Annotated in this window: 25 protein-coding genes; 16 read left to right on the top strand and 9 right to left on the bottom strand. The window is 73.2% G+C overall.

The genetic code is table 11. The annotated features are described in order from the left end of the window. Window positions 1–53 precede the first annotated feature (53 nt). Window positions 54–1,142 carry an alpha/beta hydrolase family protein gene (locus tag ACERZO_RS05625; RefSeq protein WP_372662748.1) on the top strand — a complete coding sequence of 363 codons (1,089 nt, stop codon included), beginning with the start codon at window positions 54–56 and terminating at the stop codon, window positions 1,140–1,142. A gap of 62 nt (window positions 1,143–1,204) precedes the next feature. Here the strand turns inward: ACERZO_RS05625 and ACERZO_RS05620 are convergent, their stop codons facing one another. The 3 genes from ACERZO_RS05620 to ACERZO_RS05610 are packed head-to-tail and all read right to left on the bottom strand — an operon-like array spanning window position 1,205 to window position 3,076. Continuing rightward, the gene (locus ACERZO_RS05620) at window positions 1,205–1,675 is read right to left on the bottom strand and encodes a dihydrofolate reductase (RefSeq protein WP_372662745.1); all 471 of its coding nucleotides are present in this window, start codon (window positions 1,673–1,675) and stop codon (window positions 1,205–1,207) included. Then, complete coding sequence (locus ACERZO_RS05615) at window positions 1,672–2,469, bottom strand: thymidylate synthase (protein ID WP_372662742.1); 798 nt, start codon at window positions 2,467–2,469, stop codon at window positions 1,672–1,674. Before ACERZO_RS05615 ends, ACERZO_RS05620 begins: the two co-directional genes overlap by 4 nt. A gap of 10 nt (window positions 2,470–2,479) precedes the next feature. Further along, a complete protein-coding gene (locus ACERZO_RS05610; protein ID WP_372662739.1) occupies window positions 2,480–3,076 on the bottom strand; it encodes a TetR/AcrR family transcriptional regulator in 597 nt (198 codons plus the stop codon). Window positions 3,077–3,131: 55 nt separating this feature from the next. Between ACERZO_RS05610 and ACERZO_RS05605 the strand changes: the two genes are divergently transcribed. From ACERZO_RS05605 to ACERZO_RS05565, 9 genes are all read left to right on the top strand, one after another. Next, window positions 3,132–3,803 carry a class II aldolase/adducin family protein gene (locus ACERZO_RS05605; RefSeq protein ID WP_372662736.1) on the top strand — a complete coding sequence of 224 codons (672 nt, stop codon included), beginning with the start codon at window positions 3,132–3,134 and terminating at the stop codon, window positions 3,801–3,803. Continuing rightward, window positions 3,800–4,741 (top strand): carbohydrate kinase family protein, encoded by a 942-nt coding sequence (locus ACERZO_RS05600; protein WP_372662733.1) that lies wholly within the window; start codon window positions 3,800–3,802, stop codon window positions 4,739–4,741. Before ACERZO_RS05605 ends, ACERZO_RS05600 begins: the two co-directional genes overlap by 4 nt. A gap of 218 nt (window positions 4,742–4,959) precedes the next feature. Continuing rightward, window positions 4,960–5,967, top strand: a complete 1,008-nt coding sequence (locus ACERZO_RS05595) for an Lrp/AsnC family transcriptional regulator (protein ID WP_372662730.1) — start codon at window positions 4,960–4,962, stop codon at window positions 5,965–5,967. Continuing rightward, window positions 5,964–6,851 (top strand): polysaccharide deacetylase family protein, encoded by an 888-nt coding sequence (locus tag ACERZO_RS05590; RefSeq protein ID WP_372662727.1) that lies wholly within the window; start codon window positions 5,964–5,966, stop codon window positions 6,849–6,851. The genes ACERZO_RS05595 and ACERZO_RS05590 overlap by 4 nt, the downstream gene beginning before the upstream one ends. Continuing rightward, a complete protein-coding gene (locus tag ACERZO_RS05585; protein ID WP_372662723.1) occupies window positions 6,848–8,131 on the top strand; it encodes an MFS transporter in 1,284 nt (427 codons plus the stop codon). The genes ACERZO_RS05590 and ACERZO_RS05585 overlap by 4 nt, the downstream gene beginning before the upstream one ends. After that, entirely contained in the window at window positions 8,131–8,910 is a 780-nt protein-coding gene (locus tag ACERZO_RS05580; RefSeq protein ID WP_372662720.1) for an SDR family NAD(P)-dependent oxidoreductase, read from the top strand. The genes ACERZO_RS05585 and ACERZO_RS05580 overlap by 1 nt, the downstream gene beginning before the upstream one ends. After that, window positions 8,903–9,889 carry a ketopantoate reductase family protein gene (locus tag ACERZO_RS05575; RefSeq protein WP_372662717.1) on the top strand — a complete coding sequence of 329 codons (987 nt, stop codon included), beginning with the start codon at window positions 8,903–8,905 and terminating at the stop codon, window positions 9,887–9,889. Before ACERZO_RS05580 ends, ACERZO_RS05575 begins: the two co-directional genes overlap by 8 nt. Continuing rightward, window positions 9,886–11,025 (top strand): M20 family metallopeptidase, encoded by a 1,140-nt coding sequence (locus tag ACERZO_RS05570; protein ID WP_372662715.1) that lies wholly within the window; start codon window positions 9,886–9,888, stop codon window positions 11,023–11,025. The genes ACERZO_RS05575 and ACERZO_RS05570 overlap by 4 nt, the downstream gene beginning before the upstream one ends. A gap of 50 nt (window positions 11,026–11,075) precedes the next feature. Further along, entirely contained in the window at window positions 11,076–11,606 is a 531-nt protein-coding gene (locus tag ACERZO_RS05565) for a pyridoxamine 5'-phosphate oxidase family protein (protein WP_372662712.1), read from the top strand. 1 nt (window position 11,607) lies between these two features. Here the strand turns inward: ACERZO_RS05565 and ACERZO_RS05560 are convergent, their stop codons facing one another. Continuing rightward, on the bottom strand, window positions 11,608–13,053 hold the full coding sequence (locus ACERZO_RS05560) for an FAD-dependent oxidoreductase (protein ID WP_372662709.1): 1,446 nt from the start codon (window positions 13,051–13,053) through the stop codon (window positions 11,608–11,610). A gap of 1 nt (window position 13,054) precedes the next feature. Then, on the bottom strand, window positions 13,055–13,972 hold the full coding sequence (locus tag ACERZO_RS05555) for an AurF N-oxygenase family protein (protein WP_372662706.1): 918 nt from the start codon (window positions 13,970–13,972) through the stop codon (window positions 13,055–13,057). A 250-nt stretch (window positions 13,973–14,222) separates the two neighbouring features. Here ACERZO_RS05555 and ACERZO_RS05550 point away from each other — a divergent pair, with 250 nt between their 5' ends. Next, the gene (locus tag ACERZO_RS05550) at window positions 14,223–15,767 is read left to right on the top strand and encodes an adenylate/guanylate cyclase domain-containing protein (RefSeq protein WP_372662703.1); all 1,545 of its coding nucleotides are present in this window, start codon (window positions 14,223–14,225) and stop codon (window positions 15,765–15,767) included. On the opposite strand, the gene ACERZO_RS05545 is transcribed toward ACERZO_RS05550, so the two are convergent. Beyond that, window positions 15,764–16,747, bottom strand: a complete 984-nt coding sequence (locus tag ACERZO_RS05545; RefSeq protein WP_372662700.1) for a zinc-dependent alcohol dehydrogenase — start codon at window positions 16,745–16,747, stop codon at window positions 15,764–15,766. The genes ACERZO_RS05550 and ACERZO_RS05545 overlap by 4 nt on opposite strands. Window positions 16,748–16,825: 78 nt before the next feature. Here ACERZO_RS05545 and ACERZO_RS05540 point away from each other — a divergent pair, with 78 nt between their 5' ends. The 4 genes from ACERZO_RS05540 (at window position 16,826) to ACERZO_RS05525 (ending at window position 22,012) form a co-directional block, all read left to right on the top strand. Beyond that, complete coding sequence (locus tag ACERZO_RS05540; protein ID WP_372662697.1) at window positions 16,826–17,752, top strand: SDR family oxidoreductase; 927 nt, start codon at window positions 16,826–16,828, stop codon at window positions 17,750–17,752. A gap of 21 nt (window positions 17,753–17,773) precedes the next feature. Then, a complete protein-coding gene (locus tag ACERZO_RS05535) occupies window positions 17,774–18,367 on the top strand; it encodes a TetR/AcrR family transcriptional regulator (RefSeq protein ID WP_372662694.1) in 594 nt (197 codons plus the stop codon). Beyond that, entirely contained in the window at window positions 18,364–19,980 is a 1,617-nt protein-coding gene (locus ACERZO_RS05530) for a CocE/NonD family hydrolase (protein ID WP_372662691.1), read from the top strand. Before ACERZO_RS05535 ends, ACERZO_RS05530 begins: the two co-directional genes overlap by 4 nt. A gap of 97 nt (window positions 19,981–20,077) precedes the next feature. Then, window positions 20,078–22,012 (top strand): DNA/RNA non-specific endonuclease, encoded by a 1,935-nt coding sequence (locus ACERZO_RS05525; protein ID WP_372662688.1) that lies wholly within the window; start codon window positions 20,078–20,080, stop codon window positions 22,010–22,012. Here the strand turns inward: ACERZO_RS05525 and ACERZO_RS05520 are convergent. Together ACERZO_RS05520 and ACERZO_RS05515 are read right to left on the bottom strand one after the other, a co-directional pair. Then, window positions 22,007–22,825 carry a DUF427 domain-containing protein gene (locus ACERZO_RS05520; protein WP_372662685.1) on the bottom strand — a complete coding sequence of 273 codons (819 nt, stop codon included), beginning with the start codon at window positions 22,823–22,825 and terminating at the stop codon, window positions 22,007–22,009. The two genes, ACERZO_RS05525 and ACERZO_RS05520, sit on opposite strands and share 6 nt — an antisense overlap. Window positions 22,826–22,937: 112 nt before the next feature. Continuing rightward, a complete protein-coding gene (locus ACERZO_RS05515) occupies window positions 22,938–24,230 on the bottom strand; it encodes an FAD-dependent monooxygenase (RefSeq protein ID WP_372662682.1) in 1,293 nt (430 codons plus the stop codon). Window positions 24,231–24,245: 15 nt separating this feature from the next. On the opposite strand from ACERZO_RS05515, the gene ACERZO_RS05510 reads away from it, so the two are divergent. Beyond that, complete coding sequence (locus tag ACERZO_RS05510; protein WP_372662679.1) at window positions 24,246–24,392, top strand: hypothetical protein; 147 nt, start codon at window positions 24,246–24,248, stop codon at window positions 24,390–24,392. Here ACERZO_RS05510 and ACERZO_RS05505 read toward each other — a convergent pair whose 3' ends face one another. Next, a complete protein-coding gene (locus tag ACERZO_RS05505) occupies window positions 24,393–25,040 on the bottom strand; it encodes a GntR family transcriptional regulator (protein WP_372662676.1) in 648 nt (215 codons plus the stop codon). Between the last annotated feature and the right edge of the window lie 8 nt (window positions 25,041–25,048).

The following is a 25,048-nucleotide window of genomic DNA, read 5'->3' as shown; positions in this document are numbered from 1 at the left end:
AAATCGGTGATCGTCCCGATGGCACGCGGGCACCGCGACAATACGGTCGAACCATGCGAAAAGCCCTCCTCGCCGGGCTCACCGGCGTCCTCCTGACCACCACGGTTTCCGCGGCCGCCGCCGCGCCGGCCGCGCTCGGCCTGCCCGCGCCGACCGGGCCGTACGCCGTCGGCCGCACCGACCTGCACCTCGTCGACCACGCCCGGCCGGACCCGTGGGTCGCGGGCACGACGCGGGAGCTGATGGTGACGGTCCGGTACCCGGCGCGGCCCGGCGGCGGCCCGAGGACGCCGTACATTGCGCCGGGAGCCGCGCGGCTCATCGCCGAAGAGGACGCGCGTCAGCTCGGCATCGCCGCCGACCGGCTCGGCTACACCTTCCCGGCGCACGCCCGCGCCGACGCTCCCGCCGCGGCGGGGCGACGACCCGTCGTGCTCTACTCGCCGGGCGCCAAGTACCCGCGCTCGGTCGGGACGGCGTTGCTGGAGCAGCTTTCCAGCGAGGGCTACGTGACGGTGGCGCTCGACCACACCCACGAACCGGCGGCGGTCGAGTTCCCCGACGGCCGCGTCGAACGGCGGGCGCTCCCGCCCGGAACCGACGGCAAGCTGCTGATCGCCACGCGGGTGGCCGACACGCGGTTCGTCCTCGACACCCTGGAAACCCTGGCCCGCGCCGCCGCGCTGCCCGCCGGGCTGTCCCTCGACCTCTCCCGGGTCGGCATGGCCGGCCATTCGGCGGGCGGGTTCACCACCGGCGAGACGATGGTGCACGACCGCCGCATCGCCGCGGGCGCCGACCTCGACGGCAGCATGGCCTACTCCCAGTCCACCCGCGACTTCGGCCGCGTGGCCGACGAAGGCCTGGACCGGCCGTTCCTGCTGCTGAGCGCCGGCGACCACAGCGCGGCGTCCGACGCTTCGTGGCAGGAGTTCCTGAGCCACCGGCGCGCACCGGTCCACCAAGGCCACCTGGCGGACGGCGAGCACTTCAGCTACACGGACTACCAGGCGCTCCTCCCCCGGCTCGGCCTCGACCCGGCGGCGCTCGCACCGTTCATCGGCACCGTGGACGCGGGGCGGAGCATCGCCGGGCAACGCGCGGCGCTGAGCGCGTTCTTCGACCGGTATCTGCGGCACTGATTTCCGGGCGATCTCCGACCTCCGGTGATTACCGCGTCAACCGGCGGATGGTGGAAAGCCGCTCAGCGCGCGGAGTTACCCCACTCGACGAACCGGTAGTGCAGCCCGGTCGACGACTCCTGCCACTCCCCGGTGACGTCCGGCGCCCGCCCGACGTCCGGCGCCCGCGTGTCGCCCTCGAACGTCTCCCGGATCTCCGTCACGACGATCCGGTCCGCGAACGGCAGCGCCGCCCGGTACACGGCCGCGCCGCCGATCACCCAGCCGTCGCCGGACACCGCGTCCACCGCCGGGGCCAGCTCCGGGAACGTTTCGACGCCCTCCTGCGGGGTGGCCGACAGCACCAGGTTGCGCCGGCCCGGCAACGGCCGGAACCGCGGCGGCAGCGACTCCCACGTGCGGCGTCCCATGAGGACGGTCGCGCCCGCCGTGAGCGTGCGGAAGTGCTTCAGGTCCTCCGGCAGGTGCCACGGCAGCGTGCCGTCGCGGCCGATCACCCCGTTCGCCGACTGGGCCCAGACCAGCCCGATCACACCGCCACCGGCGCTTTGATGCCCGGGTGGGGGTCGTAGCCGTCGAGCGCGAAGTCGTCGTAGGTGTACTCGAACAGGCTGTCCGCGTCCTTCAGGCTCAGCGTCGGGAACGGCCGCGCGTCCCGGGCGAGCTGCCTGCGGACCTGCTCCTCGTGGTTGTCGTAGATGTGGCAGTCGCCGCCGGTCCAGATGAAGTCGCCGGGGCGCAGGCCGACCTGCTCGGCGATCATGTGCGTCAGCAGCGCGTAGCTGGCGATGTTGAACGGCACGCCGAGGAACAGGTCGGCGCTGCGCTGGTACAGCTGGCACGACAGCTCGCCGTCGGCGACGTAGAACTGGAAGAACGCGTGGCACGGCGGCAGCGCCATCTGCGGGATCTCCCCGACGTTCCACGCCGACACGATGATCCGCCGCGAGTCCGGGTTCTCGCGCAGCGTGCGCAGGACCTCGGCGATCTGGTCGACGTGCCCGCCGTCCGGGGTCGGCCACGACCGCCACTGGACGCCGTAGACCGGGCCGAGGTCGCCGTCCGGCGCGGCCCACTCGTCCCAGATCGTGACGCCGTTGTCCTGCAGCCAGCGGACGTTGCGGTCGCCGCGCAGGAACCACAGCAGCTCGTAGGCGACCGAGCGGAAGTGGACCTTCTTCGTCGTGATCAACGGGAAGCCGTCGGCCAGGCGGTAGCGCAGCTGGTGCCCGAAGATCGACCGCGTGCCGGTGCCGGTGCGGTCCGCCTTGCGGGCGCCGGTGTCGAGAACGTGGCGGAGCAGGTCTTCGTACTGCGTGTCGGGCATGCCCGCGAGCCTAGACGAGCCGCTCCAGATAGGCCCGCAGCATCGCCTTCAGCTGGTCGAGCAGCGCGGCGGCGCCGTCGGGGTCGGCGCGGAACGCCTCCTGGATCACGGCGTCGGCGGCGAGGAACGCGGTCCGGCACGCCGTCGCGGCCGCTTCGTCGTCGCGGAGCCGGCCTTGGGCGACGAGCACGCGGTGCACGCCGGCGGCCATCACGCGCTTGTGGGCGATGTCGGCTTCGCGCGTCGCCGCGGTGAGGCCGCGGCCCAGCCAGAGGGCGCGGAAGCCGGGTTCGGCGCGGTAGAGCGCGGCGAAGGCATCGACCAGCAGGCCGACGGGATCACCCCAGGTCTCCCGCGCGGCCTGGTCGGTGAAGGCCGTCATGAGGTCTTCGAGGCGGGCGAGGTAGCCGTCGGCCAGCGCTTCGGTGATGGCGTCGCGGTCGGGGAGGTACTGGTACAGCGTCCCGACCGACACGCCGGCCGCGGCGGCGACCCGGGTCGTCGTCAAGGCCTCGACGCCCTCCTCGGCGAGCAGCCGGTCCGCGGCCTCGAGCACCCGGGCCAGCTTCTCGCGGGCCCGGGCTTGGCGTGGTACCCGCCCCGGCATGGGCCTCCTCAAACCTGAACGTGACTTTGTTTCGGGTTTATCCTAGCCTCGGGGCATGGCAGCGGGAAGTTCAGCGCTCGACGACGCCCGGCGGGCGGTGGCCCGGGCGAGCAACGGCCTCGCCGCGGAAGGCCTGCTGATCGGCACGGCGGGCAACGTGAGCGTCCGGACCGGTGAGCACGTGGCGGTGACCGCGACGGGGGTCGTGCTGGGCACGGCCGGACCGTCGGACGTCACGGTCGTCGACCTGGACGGCAGGATCGTCGACGGCGAGCTGGCGCCGACGTCGGAACTCGAGCTGCACCTGGGGATCTACCGGCGCTTCGGCGCGGGCGCGGTGGTGCACACGCACTCCCCGCAGGCCACCGCGGTGTCGCTGGTGCTCGACGAGCTGCCCTGCGTGCACTACCAGCAGCTCGCGCTGGGCGGCGCGGTCCGGGTCGCGCCGTTCGCGGTGTTCGGGTCGGCGGAGCTGGCCGCGGGCACCCTCGCGGCCCTGGAAGGCAAGGCGGCGGCGCTGCTGGCCAACCACGGCGCGATCGTCCACGGCCCGACCCTGGAAGCGGCGATGGACCACACGCTGCTGTTGGAGTGGGCGTGCGGCCTGTACGTCCGGGCGGCGACGCTCGGCGTCCCGCGGGCGCTGGACGACGGGCAGCAGGAAGCCGTCGTGACCGCAGCGGTCCGGAGCGGCTACGGCCGCCCGCGGCGCTGGGAGGACGGGTGACGCAGACCGTCGTGACGCTGGGGGCGCACGTGTTCGACGTCCAGGTCCGGCCGGTGTCGGCGATCCCGGAGGGCCAGGGCGCGGCGCTGGTGGAGCAGATCCGCTTCGCCCCGGCGGGGACGGCGGCGGGCACGGCGGTGACGCTGGCGAAGCTCGGCGCCGGCGTCCGGACGGCGGGCGCGGTGGGCGACGACCCGATCGGCGACCTGCTGCTGACGATGCTCGCCCGGTACGGCGTCGACACGTCGCTGGTGCTGCGGCGGACGGGGGTGCAGACGTCGGCGTCGGTGCTCCCGATCCGTCCCGACGGCAGCCGGCCGGCGTTCCACGTGCCGGGGGCGAACCTGGGTATCGAACCGGCGGAATTCCCGGCGGCGTCGCTGGCCGGCGTGACCCACCTGCACCTGGGCGGGCCGGAGCTGATGGGCGGGGCGGCTGCTGCTTCCCTGCTGGGACCGGCTCGGTCCGCGGGCGTGGTCACTTCGGCCGACCTGCTGGCGCCCGGCGATCCGGGGGTGCTCGCCTGGATCGAGCCCGCGTTGTCCTTTGTGGACTACCTGCTGCCGAACGAAGAGCAGGTCCTGGGCTTGACGAGCGCGGACTCGCTGGAGGACGGCGCGCACGCGCTGCTGGAGCGCGGGGTCGGGTGCGTGGCGGTCACGCGCGGGTCGCGGGGAGCACTGGTGGTGACCCCGCGGGAGACGATCTCGGTACCGGCGTTCGCGGTGCCGGTGGTCGACACGACCGGCTGCGGCGACGCGTTCTCGGCCGGGTTCCTCCGGGGCGTGGGTCTGGGCCGGTCACTGCGGGAGGCGGCGGTGCTGGGCTGCGCGGCAGCGGGGCTGGTGGCCCAGGGACTGGGCAGCGACCACGGCGAGTTCGACCTGGCGGCGGCAGACGCCTTCGCGGCGGCGACCCCGGTGCTCCCGCTCGACTGACCCCAGCGCCCCAAGGCGGCCTTGGGTGCGTCTCACGCACCCAAGGCCGCCTTCGGTGCGTTGAATGACACTGCGGCGCGAAGCGCCTCCGTTGAGGGTGGCGGTGGGGGCATGGGAGGAGCACCGAAGGCCACCTTGGGGTGCTCGCCCCTACACTTGCAGCTTTCCTGCATTGCCACCCCTTGACTTGACGAATTCCTGCATTCAGGATGCCTCCTGTGCAGAACGAAGCCAAGACCTCCGAGCTGGACCGCCGCATCGTCGCGGCCCTGCAGCTCAACGGCCGGGCGTCCTGGGGTGCCGTTGCCCGGCACGTCGGGGCCAGCGAGTCCACCGTGCTCCGGCGGGCCGAAAAGCTCACCGAAAGCGGCCGCCTCCGGGTCATCGGGGTCGTCGATGTCCTGCGCTGCGGCCTCGGCGTGCCCGTCATCGCCCGGCTGAAATGCCGGCCCGGCGCCGCCGCCACCGTGGCCGAGGCCCTCGCCGCCCGGCCCGATGTGCGGTACGCCAGCGTGCTCGCCGGGAGCGCCGACTGCTCCGCCGAGTTCGTTCTCCCCTCCTACGCCGACATCGCCGGCCTGCAGGAGCACGGCTTCCCCGCCGCCGAGGCCATCCGGGGCGCCGAGACCTTCGCCGTCATGCGGACCTTCACCTCCAACCACGACTGGGACTCCGGCGAGCTGAGCCCCGCCGCCGCGAAAGACCTGCGCGGCGGCGACGTCCGGCCGTTCGAAGAGCAGCACTGGGAGCGCCCGCCCGAGCAGCTCGACGAACTCGACCTCGCCCTCTGCGCCGCCCTCGGCGAGGACGGCCGGCTGCCCTTCAAGGAAGTGTCCAAACTGGTCGGCACCAGCGAGTCCACTGTGGCCCGTCGCGTCGATTCGCTCGTCAAACGCGGCTGCCTGCGCTTCCGGACGCTCGCCGAGCCCGCCATGTTCGGCTACGCCCTCGAATTCATGCTCTGGCTCTCCGTCGTCCCCGGCGAGCTCGACCGCGCCGGGCAGCAGCTCGCCGCCCACCCCGGCACGAAGTACCTCTCCGCCACCACCGGGCGGTTCAACCTCGTCGGCCAGATCGTCCTGCGCCACTACGGCGAGCTCTACCGCCACACCACCGACGTCGTCGGCGCGCTGCCCGGGCTCCGGGAGGCCGACGTGACCCTGCAGGTTTCGACGCTCAAGCGCGCGTGGGCCCCGACGTCCGCCGCCAGCTTGGAGGACGCATGACCGACCAGCCCTGGCAGTGGGACGAAAAGACGTGGCGCGGGCACGTCGAGCACGTGCGCGCGGGGCGGCCGCTGCGCCCGGCCGCGTGGCCCGGCGGCGCGAAGGTCGCCGTCGCGCTGTCCTTCGACTCCGACCACGAGACGCCTTCCCTGCGCGACGGCGACGTCCTGCCCGGCAAGCTGGCGCAGGGCGAGTACGGCGCCCGCGTCGGCGTGCCGCGCATCCTCAAGCTGCTGCGCAAGTACAACGCCCCCGCGTCCTTCTTCATGCCCGCCGTCTCGGCATTGCTCCACGACGGCGAAGTGAAGTCCTATGTGGACGCCGGGCACGAAGTGGCGCTGCACGGCTGGATCCACGAGCGCAACACCGCACTCACCGAGACCGAGGAACGCGACCTCGCCTTCCGCGCCGCCGACGTCCTGGAACGCCTCGCCGGCACCCGGCCGGTCGGGATCCGGACGCCGTCCTGGGACTTCTCGGCCCACACCCTCGCCATCACCCGGGAACTGGGGCTGACCTACGACTCCTCGCTGATGGCCGACGACGACTGCTACGAGCTCCTCGAGCACGGCGAGCCGACCGGGGTCGTCGAGCTGCCGGTCGAGTGGATCCGCGACGACGCGCCGTACTTCATGATGGACCGGTTCGCGTCACTGCGGCCCTACACCCCGCCGCGCGGCGTGCTCTCGATCTGGCGCGACGAGTTCGACGCCGCCTACGCCGACGGCGGCATCTTCCAGCTCACCATGCACCCGCACATCATCGGTCACCGCTCGCGCCTGACCGTCCTCGACGAACTCCTCGACCACATCGCCGGCCACGACGGCGTCTGGTTCGCCACGCACGCGCAGATCGTCGGCCACGTCCGCCAGGAGCAGCCATGACCACAGTGGACACCGTCGTCAGCCACCGCTTGACGCCGCAGCAGCGCAAGGCAATCGTCGCCGGCGCCGTCGGCAACACCGTCGAATGGGTCGACTGGGCCGTCTACGCGACGTTCGCCCCGGTCTTCGCCGGCCAGTTCTTCGCCGGTGGCAACGAAACCACCGCCCTGCTGTCCACTTTGGCCGTGTTCGCCGTCGGGTTCGTCATGCGGCCCATCGGTGGCGCGGTGCTCGGCGCGTACGCCGACCGCCGGGGCCGCAAGAAGGGCTTGACGCTCACCATCTCGCTGATGGCCGGGGCGTCGATCGTCATCGCGCTCACCCCCACCTACGCGCAGATCGGCGTGCTCGCCCCGATCGTGCTGCTGCTGGCCCGGCTCGTGCAGGGCTTCTCCGCGGGCGGCGAGTTCGGTTCGTCATCGGCGTTCCTCATCGAGTCGGCCGCGCCCGGCCGCCGCGCGTTCGCCGGTTCGTGGCAGCAGGTGTCGGTCGGCCTCGGCTCGCTGCTGGCCGCGTTGATGGGCACGATCCTCAACTCGACGCTGTCCGACGCCGACCTGCGCGGCTGGGGCTGGCGGCTCGCGTTCGGCGTCGCCGGGCTGCTCGGCCTGGTCGGCCTGTGGCTGCGGGTGTCGGTCCACGAAACCGAGGCGTTCAGCAAGATCAGCGCGAAACCGCGGCGCAACCCGCTGGTGGCGATGCTGCGCGACCACCCGAAGGCCGCCCTGCGCGTCGCCGGCGTGACGATCGCCGGGACGCTGATCTACTACGTGTGGGTCTCCTACATGCCGGCCTACGCCCACCTGGCCACCGGCATCCCGCTGAAGACGGCGCTGCTGGCCAACACCCTGGCCATGGTCGTGTTCATCGCGCTGCTGCCCTTCGGCGGCCTGCTGTCGGACCGGATCGGCCGCAAGGCGACCATGACGGCGTTCGCCGGCGGGTTCGTGGTGTTCGCCTGGCCCGCGTTCCACTTCCTCGGCAACAGCTTCTGGAGCGTCTTCGTCATCGAGCTGATCGGCGTGGTCCTGATCGTCGGGTACTCGGCGAACTGCGCGGTGATCATGGCCGAGCAGTTCCCGCCGGAGGTCCGCACCACCGGCATCGGCCTGCCGTACGCGCTCGCCGTGGCGATCTTCGGCGGCACTGCGCCGTACGTCACGACGTGGCTCAACGCCCACCACCTCGGGAACCTCGTGTGGGTCTACGTCGCCGTCGCCGCGCTCATCGGCGTCGCGGTCTACCTCACCATGCCGGAGACCAAGGGGAAGGAGCTGTAGTGCGGACCGTGCTCGTCACCGGGGCCGGCGGCGGCATCGGCGCCGCGATCGCGGCCCGGTTCGCCGAAGCGGGCGACCGGCTCGTCCTGTCCGACCTGCGTGCGGCGGAACTGTCCACAGTGGCTGGTCGGCTGCCTGCCGACGTCGTCGAGCTGCCCGGCGATCTCGCCGACACCGGCTACGTCGAAGGGCTCGTCGACCGGGCCGGCGCGGTCGACGTCCTCGTCAACGCCGCCGGGATCTACCCCGCCACTCCCCTGCTGGAGATGACGGCGGCGGTGTGGGACCGCGTGCAGGACGTCAACGTGCGGGCCGCGCTGCTGACGACTGTCGCTTTCGGACGCGCGCACGTCGGAGCCGGCACGACCGGCGCCGTCGTCAACATCTCCTCCGGCGCGGCGACCCGCGCGCGTCCCGGCGCCGCGCACTACGCGACGTCGAAAGCCGCCCTGGAGATGGTCACCAAGGCCTGCGCGGTCGAGCTGGGTCCGCACGGCATCCGCGTGAACGCGGTGAGCCCGGGCTTCGTCACCGTCGACAGCGACGCCAACCCGGTCACCGAGGCGTACGCGGCCGCGGTGTCGGTCAACCCGCTCGGGCGACGCGGCGAGCCGCGCGAGATCGCCGACGCCGTGTACTGGCTCGCCGGTCCGCAAGCCGCCTGGATCACCGGCGCCGTCCTGCGCGTCGACGGCGGTTCGATGGCGGGCGCGGCCGGCCTGCCACTGCACTGGGACGGCGAGACGGCCGTCCAGCGAGGAAAGGAAGCGCATGTCTGACCGGCGCTCGTACACCGTCGTCGGCGGCGGCGCGATCGGCGGGACGCTCGCGTTCCACCTCGCCCGCGCCGGCCACCCGGTGTCCATTGTGGACGCCGACCCGGCCCACGTCGCCGCGATCGCGGCCCGCGGCCTCACCCTCCGCCGCCCCGGCGGCGACGAAACCGTGGCGCTGCCGGCTTTCCTGCCGGAGAACGCCCCGCCGGCGTTCGGCCGGGTGCTGCTGGCCGTCAAGGCCCAGGCCACCGAGGCCGTGCTGCCGTGGTTGACGCCGCGGCTGGCCGGCGACGGGTTCGTCGTGTCCCTGCAGAACGGGCTCAACGAGGGGGTGATCGCGGCGTACGTCGGTCCGGAAAGGACGGTCGGAGCGTTCGTCAACCTCTTCGCCGACGTCGTCGAGCCGGGGGTCGTGCGGGACGGCGGCCTCGGCGCGCTGGTCGTCGGCGAGCCGGACGGCCGGATCAGCGACCGCGTCGAAGAGGTCGTCGCCGACCTGCAGGCCTGGGGTCCGGCGAAGGCGACCGCCAACGTCGAGGGCTACCTGTGGGCGAAGCTCGGTTTCGGCGCGATGCTCACCACGACCGCGCTGGCCGACGCGCCGATGGCGGACCTCATCGACCGGCACCGCCCGCTCATGCACGCCCTCACCGCCGAGGTCCTCGCGGCGGCGGGCGACCGGGTCCTGGAACCGTTCGACCAGTTCGACCCGGCCGCGTACCTGCCCGGCGCGTCCGGCCGCGAGGCGGCGACCGACCGGCTGGTCGCGTGGCTGCGGACCCAGCCGAAGGACCGCAGCGGCATCTGGCGCGACATCGCCGTCCGGCACCGCTCGATCGAAGTGCACCACCACTACGCGCCGGTGCTCGCCGCGGCGGACGTCCCGCTGCTGCGGGCGATGCTGACCCGGCTGCGCGACGTCGAGACCGGCGCCGCCGCGATGTCCGAAGACCACCTCGTCGAACTGGAGCGAGCGCTGTGATCCGCGAACTGCACGAATGGGTGCGCGCGCACCGCGACGACCTGCTCGCCGACGTCGCCGCCTACGTCTCCATCGAGACGCCGAGCGACGACAAGGCGGCGCTGTCCGCGGGACTGTCCTGGGTGGACAGCTGGCTGCGCGAACGCCTCGGCGCACCCGATCACGTCCGGGACGTCGACGGCGGGCGGTACGGCGACATCAAGGTCTACGACTTCCCGGGCGCCGGCGAACCGGTGCTCCTGCTCTGCCACTACGACACCGTGTGGCCGCTCGGGACCCTGGACGATTGGCCGTTCACCGTGGACGGCGACCGCGCGACCGGCCCCGGGATCTTCGACATGAAGTCCGGTCTGGTGCACGCGGTGTGGGCGCTACGCGCGCTCGACGCGGCGGGGCAGCCGCGCCCGGCCGTGCGGCTGGTCCTCAACGGCGACGAGGAGATCGGCAGCCCGGCGTCCCGGCCGGTGATCGAGGAGGCGGCGGAGGGTACCCGTGCGACGCTGGTGTTCGAGGCCAGTGCCGACGGCGCGGTGAAGACCGCACGCAAGGGCGTCGGCCTGTTCCAGGTGCACACGACCGGTGTCGAAGCGCATGCCGGGCTGGACCCGGCGAAGGGCGCGAGCGCGGTCGACGAGCTGGCCCGGGCGGTGCTCGCGCTGCACGGACTGTCCGATGTGGACGCGGGGACGACGGTGAACGTCGGTGTGGTCACCGGCGGCACCCGGCAGAACGTGATCGCGGGCGCGGCGGCGGGCGAGATCGACGTCCGCGTGTCCAGCGCGGCCGAGGCGGCCCGCATCGACGCGGGCCTCGCGGCGCTGAAGGCGCACGACCCGCGCGCGGCGGTCGAGGTGACCGGCGGCTGGAACCGCCCGGTGATGGAACGGTCCGGCGCCATCGCGCGGCTGTACGAGCTGGCCCGCGAGGAGGCCGCGGAACTGGGCGTCACGCTGCGGGAGTGTTCGGTCGGGGGCGCGAGCGACGGAAACTTCGTGGCGGCGCTGGGCCACCCGGTCCTGGACGGGTTCGGCGCGGTCGGCGACGGCGCCCACGCGCGCCACGAGCACATCAGCGTCGAGGGAATGCTGGAACGCACGGCGCTGGCGGCCGCCGTTCTGCACCGCCTGGCCGGGTGACCCCGGCATACTGCTTTCGTCAGGCACCGCGGCCGACGATCGGAGTGACGATGGAAACCCGGCTCGACGAACGGTTCAGCGACCCCGGCACCCAAGCCACCGGCTGGGCCGAAACCGTGCACGCACTGGAAAACGCCCAGATCAGCTGGCTCACGACGGTGCGCGCCGACGGCCGGCCGCACGTGACCCCGCTGGTCGCCGTCTGGCTCGACGGCGCCCTGCACTTCTCGACCGGCGAGACCGAGCAGAAGTACCTCAACCTGACCGCGAACCCGAACGTCGTGCTGACTACGGGCCGCGACTCCTGGGACGACGCCCTCGATGTCATGGTCGAAGGCGAAGCCCGGCGGGTCACGGACCGGGCGACGCTGGAACGGCTCGCCGAGGCATGGCTGGCCAAGTGGGACGGCAGCTGGGTCTACGAGGCGACGGACGACGGGTTCCGGCAAGGCACCCACGACGATGTGGCGGTGTTCGCGGTCGATCCGGCGAAGGTCCTGGCCTTCGGCCGGAAGCGCTCGAGGACGTCCGGTTCGATGCTGTCCACTGTGGAGTTCACCCACACCAGCCACCGGCCCTGAGTCAGGCGCGGCGGAGCAGTCCACGCCGCCGGGTGCGCAGCCGGCCGGCGACCGCGTCCTCCAGCAGGGCGCCGACCGTCTCGCGGGCACACGCCTTGTTCGCGCCGATGCCGCCCGACGGGCCGCGCTTGATCCACCCGGCCACGTAGGTCCCGGGCTCGACGCGGCCGGCCGTGTTCGGGACCGTCCCGGTGGCCTCGTCGAACGGCAGGCCGGCCACGGGCGCGCCGCGGAACCCGGCCGCCCGCACGACCCGCCCGGCCGTGATCTCGACGTCGCCGGTCACGCGGACGCCGCGGACCTCCGTGTCGCCGGTGAACTCCAGCGGGGCCGAGTGGAAGCGCAGGACGACCCGGCGGCCGCCGTCCGGGGGCGGCGACGACCAGTCCACCGCCTCGCGCGGCAGGCCCCGCAGCAAGGCGGCTTTGCCGTCCCCGGCGTCGATCGCCGCGGCGACGCGCGGGTCGTGCGCGTCCACGACGAGGGCGCCTCGGGCCGCCAACGCCAGCAGCTCCGACCGCGTGTACGCGGCGTCTTCGGGGCCGCGCCGGGCCAGCAGCACGACCTCGCGCACCTTGCTCGCCCGCAGCCGGGCCAGCGCCGCGGGAGCGAGGGACGTGCCGGCCAGGGACTCCGGGTCGGCCGTCAGGATGCGGGCGATGTCGAGCGCGACGTTGCCGGTGCCCACCACGACCACCCGCTCGGCCGAAAGGTCGACGGCGTCCGGCGCGATGTCGGGGTGGCCGTTGTACCAGTTCACGACCGTCGCCGCCGGAAGGCTGCCGGGCAGGTCTTCGCCGGGGACGCCGAGGCGGCGGGCCCCGGTGGCGCCGACCGCGTAGATCACCGCGTCGTGCCGTTCGGCCAGCTCGGGACCGGCCTCCACGCCCAGCCGCAGCTTCAGCCGCGGGTGGTCGTGGAAGCGGGCGAACGTCTCGCCGATCTTCTTCGTCGACGGGTGGTCGGGCGCGACGCCGTAGCGGATCAGGCCGCCGGCCGTGGCCAGCCGGTCGATCAGCGTGACGCGGGAGTTGGTGTGCAGCAACAGGTCTTCGACGGCGTACATGCCCGCCGGGCCGGTGCCGACGACCGCGACGTCCAGGGGCGCGAAGTCGCTCGGCAGGACCCGGGCGAACGCCGGCGGGGACCAGCGGTGGAAGTTCGGGGCGACGGTCGCCTCGGCGAGGACGTCCCGGCCCGCGTAGAACTCCGCGTTGATCTCCTCGTACACCTTCAGCGGACCGGTGAGGTCGCCGGCCGGGAAGATCGCGTCGACCGGGCAGGCATCGGCGCAGGCACCGCAGTCGATGCAGGTCGCCGGGTCGACGTAGAGCATGTCGGTCGTCCCGAAGTCCGGCTCGTCCGGCGTCGGGTGGATGCAGTTGACCGGGCAGACCGACACGCACGACGCGTCTGCGCAGCAGGTCTGGGTGATCGCGAACGCCATGTCAGATCAGGTTGGCGCGCTTGTAGAACCACAGCGACGGCTTGGTGAGCAGCCCGGCGGAGTGCAGGAACTCCATCAGCCCGGAGCAGCTCGAGCGCAGCATCGACTTGTGGTGCTCGTTGGCCTTGGCCTCGCGCCGCGCGCGCTTGCCGTCGAGCCCGGCGTTCTCGTAGACCTTGGCGTTCCACATGCTGCCGACGATGACGTAGGACGCGATCGCGACGACCAGCGCGTTGACCTGCCGCCGCACCCAGCCGGCGCCCTCGAGCCGCTGGCGGGTCTCCTCGCGCGCGAACTTCATGTGGCGCGACTCTTCGACGACGTGGATGTTGTTGATGGTGCGCACGAACGGGACGACGCGCTCGTCCCGCATCCAGTCGCGCTGCATGACGTCGAGGACCTCTTCGGCCACGAGGATCGCCGCGTAGGCCGCCTCGCCGCTCGCGGTCGCCTTGAAGATCCGGCCGGCCTCGACGACGAACCGCCGCGGCCGGTAGGCGGGCGCGCGCAGCTTGGCGGCGCCGCGGGCGAACATGATCGAGTGCCGGCACTCGTCGGCGATCTCGGTCAGCGCCCACTGGAACGCGGGGTCGGTCGGGTCCTTCGCGTAGAAGTCCCGCAAGATCATCTGCTGCAGGATCATCTCGAACCAGATCCCGGTGCTGGCCACCGACGCCGCCTCCTGGCGGGTCAGCTCGCGCTGCTGTTCCGGGGTCATTTCGGCCCAGTAGGACGTGCCGTAGAGCGTGCTCCACTCGGGGCTCGCACCGTGGAAGCCCGTGTCCAGCGGCGTCTCCCAGTCGACTTCCGTGACGGGGTCGTAGGACAGCTGTTCCGACGAGTCCAGCAGCCGGCGCGCGGTCGTCTCGCGGTCCGAAGACGCTGCAGTCCCCGCTTCGCGTTCGCTGATGCTGGTCATCGCCGACCTCCTTGTCAGGTGTTACCCGAGTTCACTGTTACCAACCGTAACACATATCCGTTCCGGTGCACATCCGTCGGCTCAACCGCCGCCATCCAGGAGTACGCCCACGCCGTCGCCTATCTGGCCCTGCTCGCGGCAGCGCCGGCGACAGCCCGGGGTGAACCACTCGCAGGCGTGAACCCGGTCGCCGACGTCCACCGCTTCGGTGTACATTCGTTCACTCAATCGCGCGAACGGCAGGGAATCGGTGCACCCACGAAGCGACATCCCCACCGGGCCGTTCGGCTCCGGGCTGCTCGGCCCGCTCGACCAGGACGTCACCGTATTGCGCCGGCGCGTCCAGCGCCTGCTGACCGCCACCCTGATCGCCACGAACGTCATCGGCGCGCTGGTCGTCGTCGGGCTCGCCGCGCTGCTCATGCCGTCCCCCGGCATGTCCGGCGACCTCGTGCGGGTCACCGCCTTCGCGGTGCCGGCGTACGTCGTCGCCGCTGTCGTCGTCGGGACGCTCTGGGGCACCCGGGGCGCGCTGCGGACGCTGCACTGGGCGGCCGAGGGCCGGCCGCCGACCGAGGCCGAACGCGTCGCCAGCCTGCGCGTCCCCCTGCGCCTGACGCTGATGCAGGCCGTCCTGTGGGGTGTCGCGACCGTGCTGTTCGCGGCGCAGGCCGTGCTCACGCAGCCCGCGGTCGCGCTGACCGTGTTCCTCGTGGTCGCGTTCGCGAGCGTCGTGGTGTGCGCGATCGCCTACCTCTTCGGCGAGTTCGCCCTGCGGCCCTACGCCGCGCGGGCGCTGGCCGGGACCGCGCCGCCGCGGCCGCTCAGCGGCGGCGTCAACCTGCGGATGCTGCTGTTCTGGTGCCTCGGCACCGGGGTGCCGGTGGCCGGGCTGGTCGTGACGGCGGCGCTGGCCTGGGTGCGCGGCGACGTCTCGACGACGAAGCTCGCGGTGTCGGTGATCGCGCTCGGGCTGGTCGTGCTCTGCTTCGGCCTGCTGGTCACCGTGTTCACCGCCCGCGCGGTCGTCAACCCCATCACGTCGGTGCGCGACGCGCTCGGCCGCGTCCGGGCCGGCGAGTTCGACGTCGCCATCCCGGTCTACGACGGCACCGAGCTGGGCCTGCTGCAGGCCGGGTTCAACGACATGGCGGCCGGGCTGGCCGAGCGGGAACGGATGCGCGACCTGTTCGGCCGGCACGTCGGCCACGAGGTCGCCGTCGAAGCCATGCGCACGTCGGCGGAGCTCGGCGGCTCGGTGCGCACGGTGTCGGTGCTCTTCGTCGACCTGGTCGGCTCGACGGCGCTGGCCGCGAGCCGCCCGCCCGAGGAGGTCGTCGGCCTGCTCAACCGGTTCTTCGCGGTGGTCGTCGACGAGGTCGACCGGCACCACGGCCTGGTCAACAAGTTCGTCGGCGACGCGGCGCTGGCCGTCTTCGGAGCACCCGCGGCGCTGGCCGACCACGCGACGTGCGCGCTGGCCGCCGGGCGTGCGATCGCCCGCCGGCTCGCCGAAGAAGTCCCCGACGGCCCGGCCGGCATCGGCGTGGCGACCGGCGACGCGGTGGCGGGCAACGTCGGCGACCCGCGCCGGTTCGAGTACACGGTGATCGGCGACCCGGTCAACGAGGCCGCCCGGCTGACCGAGCTGGCGAAGAACGCGCCGGGCCGCCTCCTTGCGTCGTGGACGGCCGTCGAGGCGGCGGCCGTGGAAGAAGCCGAGCGGTGGACGGCGACCGAGGACGTCACCCTGCGCGGGCGCAGCCGTCCGACGACGCTGGCGTCGCCGCGCTAGCGCCGCGGGTCGACGTGGACCTTCGGCGCCGCGAACCGCTCGCCGGCCAGCACCGCGCCGACCCGGTCCAGCCCGACGGTCGCCCCGACCAGCGGGCGCGGGTCGACGGTCCCGGCGGCGTAGGCGGCGATCGTGTCGGCCAGCCCCGGTGACGCGGACAGGACACCGACCGCGGTGACGTCCTTCAGCACCAGCGCGCGGCTGTCGAGCGTGCTGGGCCGGCCGGACAGTCCGATGTAGACGACCCGGCCGGCCGGCTCCACGAGGTCCAGGGCCAGCGCGGGCGAACCGGGCGCGTCGGTGGCGTCGACGACGGCGTCGAAGGGCAGGTCCGGAAGCGTTTCGCGGGTCCGGACGTGCTCGCTTTCGACCAGCCCCAGGACGTGGACCTCGGCTCCCGCGGCACGCAGGAACATCGTGGTGAGCAGGCCGATCGTCCCCGGGCCCAGCACCAAAGCCCGGTCACCGGGCCCGACGCCGGCCGCCCGCGCCGCCCGCAAGGCGTTGCCGCCGGGTTCGACCAAGGCGCCGAGCACGGCGTCGACCTCGTCGGGCAGGGCGTGCAGGGACCACGCGGGGACGGCGAGCTTTTCGGCCAGCGCTCCCGCCCGCCCGCCGCGGATCCCGACCTCCTGCCGGTTCTCGCAGGTGTGCTGGTGGCCCTTCCGGCAGCGGCGGCACGTCCGGTCGCCGAGCATGGTGTCGCCGGTGACCCGCCGCCCGAGCCACGCGGGGTCGACGCCCGCCCCGACCGCGGAGACCGTGCCGGACCACTCGTGCCCGAGCCGCATCGGGTAGGCGGCGTGGCCCTGGTGCAGGTAGGTCATCTCGCCGGTGAAGAACTCGACGTCGGTGCCGCAGACCCCGGCCCGTTCGACGTCGACGACGACTTCACCGGGGACGGCCTCCGGGACTGGCACCTCCTGGACGGCCCCTTCGCGCGGGCCGGTGAGCACGAAGGCCCGCATGGTCGACGACATGGCTGCATGCTCGCATCCGCCCGGGCGATCGCTTTCGGGCGGCTCGGTTGTCCGAATGAGCGAGAGAGAGGACAACCCATGATCTTGCTGACAGGGGCGACCGGGCTGACCGGATCCGCGGTGCTTCGAGCGTGCGTGGCCGACGGGCTGCCGGTCCGCGCACTCGTCCGGGACCCCGCGAACGCCGCCGGCTTCCCGGACGGCGTCGACGTCGTCCTCGGCGACCTGCGCGACCCGCCCGCGAGCGCGTTCGACGGCGTCGACCGGGCGCTGCTGATCTCCTCCGCCGACGAACGGCTCGTCGAGACGCAGCAGGCGTTCATCGACGCCGCGAAGCGCGCCGGTGCAGGGCACGTCGTCAAACTGTCCGGGCGGGGGTGCCGGAGCGGGTCGGGGTTCCGGTTCGCGCGGATGCACGCCGAGGTCGAGCGGTACCTCGCCCGCTCCGGGCTCGCCTGGTCGGTCCTGCGCCCGAGCCAGTTCATGCCGGTGTACTTTCGCGAGGTGCCGTCGATCCGCCGCGACGGCGTGCTGGCCCTGCCGATGGGGGACGCGAGACTCGCGCCGGTGGACGTCGGCGACATCGCACGCGTCGCCGTCGCCCTGCTGCGCGGCGAAGGCGAGGACGGCGGGCGGTACGAGCTGACCGGGCCCGAGGCGCTGACGATGACCGAGGTCGCCGAGCGGATCGCCGCGGTCGCCGGCCGGCCGGTCCGGTACGTCGACACCGACCCGGCGGCCAAGCGGGCGGAGCTGCTCGCGGCCGGGATCCCCGCCTTCTTCGCCGACGCGATGGACGAGCTGTTCGCCGAGCGGCGGACGGGCGCCGAAGAGTCCCGGGTGGACCTGAGCACGCACGAGCGCTTCGGCCTCCGGCCGACGACCTTCGCCGAGTTCGCCGCGCGGCACGCGGCGGTGTTCCGCGGGGAGGCGCCGCCGACGCACTTGTGGGCCTCCGGCTGGCGTGCCGCTCGGACAGATACCGAACACTTGCCATTTTCTTGACAGCTGTCCATTATTGGCGGCGTGCGAGCCGACTGGACGACCGAAGCACCCGTCAAGGACCGGCGGGTGCGCCGGTCGCGCGCCGCGCTGATGGGGGCCGCCGTCGAGCTCGTGTCCGAACGGGACTCCACCGCCGTCTCCGTCTCCGAGATCGCCGAGGCGGCCGACGTCAGCCGCCAGGTGCTCTACCAGCAGTTCGGCGACCGCGACGCGCTCCTCCTGGAGGCCGCCCTCGACCTCGTCCGCCGGGAACTCCTGGCCGACCTGCCCGCCGACGAACGCGCGTCGCTCCTGGCGCTGGCCCGGCACTTCGCCGCCCACCGGCGCTTCTACCGCGCGCTGCTGACCGGGACGTCCGCGTTCGCGTTCACCGAGGCGCTGACCGGCCTGTTCCTCCCGCTCAACCGCCGGCACCTCGGCCAGGCGCTCGGCGACCGGCTCGGCGACCGGGAGCTCGAGGACCTGGCCACGTTCCTGACCGGCGGCGCGGGCGCGGTCGTCAACGCCTGGGTCGTCGGCGGGCCGGACCCGCTCGACGCGAACGAGTTCACCGACCGGCTGCTGCGGATCCGGTCGGTCGTCACCGCGACGATCACGAAGGAGGCCGACCGGTGATCAGCCGTGTCCTCGAACGCCTGCTGGAGCTGCCCGCCCCGGCGACCCGGCGCCTGGTCGTCCAGCGCGACCTGCGCGTCCCGATGCCCGACGGCGCCGAGCTGCTCGCCGACCGGTGGGCGCCCCGCGCGGGCGGGGACGGCCTGCCGACCGCGCTCGTGCGCAGTCCCTACGGGCGGAAAGGGCCGTTCGGCGCGCTGTTCGCCCGGCCGCTGGCCGAACGCGGCTTCCAGGTGCTGATCCAGAGCACGCGCGGCGGCTTCGGCTCCGGCGGCGTCTTCGACCCGCTGCGGCAGGAGCGCGAAGACGGCCTCGCGACGCTGGACTGGGTCGTGCGGCAGCCGTGGTTCGGCGACTCGATGGTGCTCCTCGGCGCGAGCTACCTCGGGTACGTCCAGTGGGCGGTCGCCGACCGCCTGCCGCCGCAGGTGAAGGCGATGGTCCCGCACGTCACCGAATCCGGGCTGACGCTGGAGTTCCTGCGGGAGGACGGCCTTTCGCTGGAGACGCCGTTCGGCTGGGGTGTGCAGGTCGCCGTCCAGGAGCGCCGGTTCGCGCTGCTGCGCCAACGCGGCCAGGCGAAGAAGCTGGAGCGGGCACTGAACACCCTCCCGCTCGCGCAGGCGGACGTCGTCGCCATCGGCCACCGCTCCGACTACATCCAGGACGTCCTCGCCCACCCCGAAACCCACCCGCGGTGGGCGGCGGTCGACCACCGGGCGCGCGTCGCGGACGTCACCGTGCCGGTGAGCGCGGTCGGCGGCTGGTACGACATCTTCCTGCCCGGTCAGCTGCGCGACTTCCGGACACTGCAGGACGCGGGACGGCAACCCCGGCTGACGGTCGCGCCGTGGACCCACGCCGGGCGCTCCGACCTGCTCGCCGGCGCGGGCGTCACGCTCCGGGAGACGCTCGGTTTCGGGCTCGCGCACGCCCGCGGCGAAGAGCCACCCGAGCGTGCGCCGGTCCGGTTGTTTGTCATGGGCGAGGAAACCTGGCGCGACTTCGCGTCCTGGCCACCGGAAGGCTATGCCCCGCAACGGTTTCACCTCCACGGCGGCGGCTCGCTGGCGGTGGACGGGCCGGCGGAGTCGGAGCCGGGCCGGTACCGCTACGACCCGGCGGACCCGACGCCCGCGGCCGGCGGCGTGCGCATGGCCTTGGATGCCGGCCGCGTCGACAACGCGGCCTTGGAGGCCCGCGCCGACGTCCTCACCTACACCACGGCTGTGCTCGACGAAGACGTCGAAGTCGTCGGGGACGTCAGCGCGGAGATCTGGTTCCGCAGCAGCCTGCCCTTCGCCGACGTCTTCGTCCGGCTCTGCGACGTCGACCCCGGCGGCCGGTCGGTCAACGTCTGCGACGGTCTGACGAGCTTGCGGAACGCCGACGACCTTTCCGCGGTCAGCGTGCGGATGTGGCCGACGGCGCACCGCTTCCGGCGCGGGCACCGCATCCGGGTCCAGGTGTCCAGCGGCGCGTTCCCGCGCTTCGCCCGCAATCCCGGCACCGGCGAGCCGCACGCCACCGCGACCACTTTGCGGGCCGCGGACCAGGAGGTCCACCACGATCCGGCGCACCCGTCGGCGATCGTGCTCCCGGTCCGGACGTGAGTGCTGGAAAAGAACTTTCCGGCGGTGAACCCGGTTTCTGTAACGAATTCCGCAGCGGCACGACTAACGCGGTGCTCCGATTCGCCGGGGAGGCACCGTGGACGTCACGACGGACCAGCAGTCCGAACAGGAACGCGCCGCCGCCACGCGCGCCGCGGAACGGGCCGGGCAGCGGCGGGCGAAGATCGCCTTGCTGCGCAAGCCCGGCGGGATCGCCGAAGCCGACGAGCCCAACCGCGTCGCGACCCGGATCGACCGGCTCGGCCGCTACTACCCCGATGTGCGGCCGGTGAACCCGGCGGCGATCGCGGCGGGTGATCCGGCCGCGATGACCGCCGCCGGCGCGATTCTCGAACGGATCGTGCTCACCGACGACCTCCTCGGCGTGGGCTACCTCGAAGGCGGCGTCACGGCTTCGGCCGCCGTCGGCCGGGTGAACATCCGCGACGAGCGCGGCCGGCTCACCGGCTACGGCACCGGATCGCTGGTGTCGCCGGAACTCCTGCTCACCAACCACCACGTGCTGCCCGACACGGCAACAGCCGGGTCGAGCGTCGTCGAGTTCGACTACCAGGACGGCGTCGACGGCCTGCCCCGGCCGGTGCGCGCGTTCGGGCTCGACCCGGACCGCTTCTTCGTCGCCGACGAAGACCTCGACTTCGCGCTCGTCGCGGTCAAGGCGGCCGCGGCCGACCTGCGCGCGTTCGGGTTCAACCGGCTGATCGGCAGCGAGGGCAAGGCGATCGTCGGCGACTTCGTCACCATCATCCAGCACCCGCGCGGCGGCAAGAAGCAGGTCGCGCTGCGGGAAAACCGGATCGTCGACGTCCTCGACAAGTTCCTGCACTACGAAACCGACACCGAGCCCGGCTCGTCGGGCTCGCCGGTGTTCAACGACCAGTGGGAGGTCGTGGCCCTGCACCACGCCAGCGTCCCGGCCGAAGGGCACGCGGAGTACGGCGGCTTCCTGAACGAGGGGATCCGCGTCAGCCGGCTGCTGGAGTTCCTTCGGGGGCAACGGTTTTCGCCGGATCGGCAGGCGCTGCTGGACCGGCTCGCCACCCGGCCCGAACGCGCCCGGCCGGTCGCCGACGGCGGTCCGCAGGTGCTCACCCTGACAACGCCGGTCGACATCCGGCTGCGCGCCGAACCGGCCGCGACGGCCGGGGCCGGGCGGATCGACCCCGACTACTCGAACCGCGCAGGCTACGACCCGGGCTTCCTGCCCGGGCACACCGTGCCGCTGCCCGCTTTGCCCGACGAGTTCGTCCCGCTGGCCGCGGAAAACCGCCAGGCGACGAGCGAGCCGCGGTACGTCCTGCCGTACCACCACTTCAGCGTCGTCATGAACAAGGTGCGGCGCTTGGCCTTCTTCACGGCCGTCAACATCGACGGCCGCACCAGCCAGGCCCTGCGCCGCGAGGCCGACCACTGGTCGCTGGATCCCCGGGTCGACGTCGGAGAGCAGGTCGGCGAGGAGATCTACGCGGCCAACCCGCTCGACCGCGGGCACCTGGTCCGCCGCCTCGACCCGGCGTGGGGCGCGACGGCCGCGATCGCGCAGCTCGGCAACGACGACACCTTCCACTTCACCAACTGCTCGCCGCAGCACAAGGACTTCAACCAGAACAAGACGACGTGGGCCGGGCTCGAGGACTACGTGCTGAACAACGCCGAGAACTCCGCGCTGAAGGTCAGCGTGGTGACCGGCCCGGTGCTCGCCGAGGACGACGACCGCTACCGCGGGGTGCGGCTGCCGCGCCAGTTCTGGAAGGTCGTCGCGATGGTGAAGGCCGACGGGACACTGTCGGCGACGGCGTACCTGCTGAGCCAGGAGGAGCTGATCCGCGGCCTGGAGGTCGCGGGCGAGTTCAGCTACGGCGCCTACCGCACGTACCAGGTGCCGGTGCGGCGCATCGAGTCGCTCACCGGGCTGTCGTTCGGCAGCCTTCCGGACGCCGACCCGTTGGAGCGCCTGGAATCGACCGGCCCGGCGCGGGAGGTCGGTGGTCCGGGCGACCTGGTGCTATGACCACGGCGTGACCGGCCGCGGCAGCCGTTCGCCGTCGAGGACGACGTCGACGCGCTCGGTCAGGAAGGCGATGAGCCCGGCGATGTCCCGGGCGTCGGACAGCGGCTCGTCGTAGGTCCAGGCCAGATCGCGGTGCTCCCCCACCGACCAGTAGGCGGCGTGTCCTTTGTAGGCGCAGGTGGTGCGCGTGTCCGACGGGGTGAGCAGCTCCATCCGGACGTCTTCGCGCGGCAGGTAGTACCGGGTCGTGATGCCGGTTTCGAACAGCATGCGGGGCGCGGTCGAGTCGGCCACGACGACGCCGTCCACCTCGATCCGCACGCGGCTGTCGCCGCGCCGGATGTCGATGCGCGAGAACGGGTCCCGCGGGTGACCGACGATCGGTTCGGCCTCCTCGAGCCACTCGTCGAAGGCGGCGAAGTCGAGGATGACGTGCTCGCCGAGGTCGGGGTCGTCGGGCCGGAAGCCCGCGCCCGGCAGGGTCACGCCGGCGGCGGCCAGGGTGAGCGGCTCGCCGGGGCAGGTGTGCACGGCGAACGCGGTGCGCGGGTCGAGGACCGGCGGGCCGCCTTCGGCCAGCCGGACCGGGTGTTCCGCGGCCGCCGCGCGGCCGGCCAGGGTGAGGGTCGCCCGGAGGTCGGCCAGCGGAAAGGCGTAGGACGGCACCACCCGCTTCGGTTCCCAGACGAGCACGGCCCGCCGCGAGCCGGCGAAGGTCTGTCCACTCGCGACGGCCCGCACGCGCTTGGCCACCGGTTCGTACCGCAGCGCGGTCAGGTCCCCGATGAACCGCGCGCCCATGCGTGTCGCCATGGGTCCACGATCCGCGCCGCAGCGCGCCGCCGTCAACACCCGGCCGGGCCGAGCGACCTCGCCGACCGAGGCCGACGCCAGGCACCCGTCCGAGCGCGCCGGCGCCGCGCCGTCAAGAACCGCCGGCCGGACCCAGCCACCTCGCCAACGCCGAACGCAACTCCGTCACCGCCGGCTCACCCACCGAAGCCCACGCCAGGTAACCGTCCGGACGCACCAGCGCGGCCAGCCGCTCGTCCGGGAACGCCAGCGGCCGCGCCGTCACCACCCGGAGCCTGCTACCCCACTCCGCCGCCACCGGCGCCGCTCCCGTTCCGGTGTCCAAAAGCACCGCGCCGCCCTCACGGAACCGGGTCACCAGCGTCGTCCCGTCGGCCAGGGCCAGGTCGGGCACCCGGTGGCCGATCAGCGGGTGGCCGCCCGGGAGGTCGTAGTGCTGCCAGCCACCGCCGATGCGGGAAATCACGTGGGTCGCGCCGTCCGCGGTGTCCAGGAGGTCGGCCACCACCTCGCGCAATGCCTCCGCGCGCGGTCCGCGCGGTGTGCTCAGTGCCGTCTGCGCCATGCTCCAGCGCTGGACCCACGCGCCGATCGGGTGCCGTTCGGGCGTGTAGGTGTCCAGCAGGGATTCCGGGGCGAGCCCGCGCGCGACCAGGGCGAGCTTCCACCCGAGGTTGACCGCGTCGCCGAGGCCCACGTTGAGGCCCTGCCCGCCCGCCGGCGAGTGCACGTGCGCGGCGTCGCCGCAGAGCAGGACGCGGCCGCTCCGGTAGGTCGTGACCTGCCGGGTCGTGTCCGCGTACCGGGTGCCGACGTGCACGCGCGTGACCGCCACGTCGGTGCCGCTGACCCGGCGCAGGCTCGCCTGCATCTCCGCCGCGGTCACCGGCTCGTCACGGTCGGCGGTCACCTCGTACTCGACGGTGTGCACGCGCGGTGGTTCGCCGCTGCCCCAGCCTCCGACGACGTACGAGCCGTTTTCGCCGTGCTGCCAGCTGCCCGCGACGAGCTTCTCCGGCGCGTCGAGGTCCACCACCGCCTGCCGGCCGGTGAAGACGGGGTCTTCGCCCGGGAATTCGAACCCGGCCAGCCGGCGCACGGTGCTGCGGCCGCCGTCCGCCCCGACCAGCCAGCCGGCCCGGACGGTGTCCTGTCCGGTGTGGACGGTCACGCCGTCGCCGCCGGTGTCGAACCCGGTCAGCGCGACGCCGCGCCGCACCTCCACGGCCGCCCACGAGCGAAGGATCTCCTCCAGGCCGGCCTGGCTGATCACCCCGGCGCCGAGGAACTCCTCGCCCGGCCCGGGCGGACGCAGCCGGTCGGCCCGGATGCCGATCGCCGCGAAGTGCCCGGCGAAGAAGTCCCCCGGCGCAGCTCCGGGCGCCGGCAGCGCCCGCGCCCCCATCGAGCCGACGGCCCGATGAGCAGGGACAGCGGCGAGTACCCGCGGTTCACGCGGGTGATGATCGAGGCCGAGCTGCCGCACGCCGCCGACCGCCAGGAGCGGGGTTTCGAAGCGGGACTGGACCGGGTGCTGGCCGGGATCGCCGCGCACCTGCCGGCGTAGTCAGGACCGTCCGGTGAGGACGTCGAACGCGTGGCGGCGGTGGACGGCGAACAGGGCGAGGGCCGCGTCGCGGTCGCCCGCCCGCAGCGCCTCGGCGAGCTGCCGGTGCTCGGCGGGGATGCCCGCGAGGTAACCCTCGGACTCGACGCCGATCCGGGTCAGCAGGAACAGGTGGACCTGCGAGCGGATCGCTTCCCACGCTTCGCGCAGGCGGCGATGGCCGGCGGCGGCGTAGACCGCGTCGTGGAAGTCGAGGTCGCAGCGGACCATCTCGTGCTCGCCGGTCGCCCGGTCCATGCGCGCGACGACGGCGTCGACCGCCCCCAGGTCGGCTCCGCGGTCGACCACCAGCGAGACGGCGAGCTGCTCCAGGGCCGCCCGCAGGCTGTCCAGCTCGGCGACGTCCCCATCGGACAGTGCCGTCACCGTCGTCCCCCGGTGCCACTCGCCGCGGACCAGTCCCTCGCGCTCGAGCTTGAGCAGCGCCTCCCGCACCGGGCCGCGGCTGACGCCCAGCGTCTCCGCCAGCTCCACCTCGCGCAGCGAGCCGCCCGGCGGGTAGGTGCCGTCGAAGATCGCGTCGCGGATGCGGTCGGCGACCTCGTCGGCGAGCCCGCGCCGGCGCGCGGGAGCCACTCGAGCATTCATGTCGTAAT

Source organism: Amycolatopsis kentuckyensis (assembly GCF_041679295.1).
In the GTDB taxonomy this organism is placed as follows: domain Bacteria; phylum Actinomycetota; class Actinomycetes; order Mycobacteriales; family Pseudonocardiaceae; genus Amycolatopsis; species Amycolatopsis kentuckyensis_A.
The sequence above is the reverse complement of the archived record's forward strand: the minus strand, read 5'-3'. Positions and strand labels throughout refer to the sequence as shown.